Source organism: Frankia sp. CpI1-P, assembly GCF_001421075.1.
In the GTDB taxonomy this organism is placed as follows: Bacteria; Actinomycetota; Actinomycetes; order Frankiales; family Frankiaceae; genus Frankia; species Frankia torreyi.
The window spans coordinates 1-2,003 of sequence record NZ_LJJX01000129.1 but is presented as its reverse complement, the minus strand read 5'-3'; the positions used below and the strand labels follow the sequence as shown (position 1 = coordinate 2,003).

The following is a 2,003-nucleotide window of genomic DNA, read 5'->3' as shown; positions in this document are numbered from 1 at the left end:
GCCTCCGCGACTGACTCATTGATCTCCTCCGCTCACGGATCAATTATCCCACATAGGGATCACTGTCCGAAGAACGGGGACCACCTCACACGTCCGGCTTCTGGGCGAGCAACTGCTCCATGTTCACGTTGCTGCTGTGGAAAAGCTGCGGCACCTTCGTGATCGACGGCTGCACGNCCTGCAGGAACGGGATCGTGCTCACGTTCTGCTGGATCGCGACCAGCTTGTCGCCGACGCCGAGCATGATGTCGGCCACGGTATGCGCCGGGAACTGCTCGGCGATGCGGTTGATCGTCGTCGGTACCGTCACCTTCGCGCCCGACAGGTCCGTCACGACATGCGTGGCGGGCGTGGCAGACGTCGTAGGTGTCGCACTGCTCTTGCTGCCGGCGTCGGCACTCGAACCCCCCGAACTCGAGCAGGCCGCCAGCGCGAACACGCTCGCGACACCGACCGCGACGGCGACCCGCGCCGGGCGGCGCGGCGAACTTACCGACCATCCCCCCAAAGAACTCACTGACAGTCCCCCCGAAACAAACGATTCACGCCGCTCGTCATGCTATGGATAATCATGGGCGGAAGTTAGCAGTGGCTAAAGACCAGCGTCAAGTAAGATCAACCCCAATAAAAAAGGGTAACCAACTCGTGAACACNATGTTTCGTCGGCCGCACCNAGCGCTTCATCGAGGAAGTTCCAGTGATATCTTTGGCCGCGTTTCAGCCCCGCTCGACCGTGCGGGCGCCTGACGGCCGTGAATCGACCCNGGTCCGGTCGCAGCCTGCCGGAAATCGACTGACCGGAAATCGACCGGGCCGAAGAAGTTCGGCACCACACCGAGCGCCGACTGTGGTTTTTTCTGCCCAAACTGCCGCCGCGTTCCCGGGGATACCGCAGGTTAAGATCGGCAGACAGCTGACGTGCCGTGCGGGCCGAGCCTCCTTTCCGAAGACTTTTCCGACGTGCGACAGCGGGCGCGGACTCCGCCGCGACCAGGCCGAGATTCGCGGCGCGACCGTACGCCACAGAAATCGACAGAAACATGACGCGGACAGCGCACGGATCCTGGGGCGAAGAGCACACCCTGCCACCGGCGCCGTTCGGAGCCGGCGTCCGGGCCAGTGTAGTGGAATTCTACAGATCATCGCAAGTGCGGAGATTTTCGCGGCCCATGAGCCGCGGATGCGGAGGGGCGAAGGATGATCCGCCACTTTCCGTAGCAACTTGACTACAAATAGGCAGCGCGCAAACTATCCGGCCGGAAAAGGCGGGGACTCGCGGCCGCCGTCACTCCAGAGGACCACCGTCCNCGCCGCGGATGCAGGCTCCAGAGGCTGCGATCGTCAGCGCACGACCAGCCCCACGATCAGCCGCGACACCGCTCTCGCTCCAGCCGGGGCGGGCTGTCCGACAAGCGGACCACGCCGGTCTCGTAGGCGAAGACGACCGTCTGCGCCGGTCCCGCAGTTCCAGCTTGGCCGGGATCCACCCGACGCGGGTCTTCGCCGTGGCTTCCGACGGCACCAGCCGGGCCGCGATCTCGGCCTTGGAACGGCCGGACCTGCCGAATGCAACAGAGCCCTGCGTTTTGCATGCCATCGTCCGCCCGATCGTCCGCCCGATCGCCACAACCATGATCACCACCGGCGGTCGCGGACCGTTACGGGGAAAGGCTTACCGACCTTTAATGCGCGAGGTCGGCTGATTGATCATGGGATGGTGTCAAGGTCAACCCGGTGCCCNCCAGGCAGCCCTCGAGCAGGTCAGGACGGTGTCCGACCCNGCTCATNCCGCGTCGGACCAGACTGGTGAGATGATCGACGTCGACCAGGACCCGGTTGGCGATCTCCCCGCGTTTCAACAGCGACCAGACAGATTCCACTGGATTCAGCTCCGGGCTGTACGACGGCAACCGGATCACGGTCAGCCACAGGGAGTTCGCCGCGATGAACGCGAGCATTTCCGCGCATCGATGGGTGTTCAAACTATCCCAGACCAGCACGAC

The 2,003-nt window shown here is 63.9% G+C and carries 1 protein-coding gene; it reads right to left on the bottom strand.

From position 1 onward, the window contains the following. Positions 1-1,788: 1,788 nt before the first annotated feature. Positions 1,789-1,958: transposase (locus FF86_RS69700; protein ID WP_396230223.1), on the bottom strand; the 170-nt coding region annotated here is incomplete at its 3' end. Positions 1,959-2,003 lie beyond the last annotated feature (45 nt).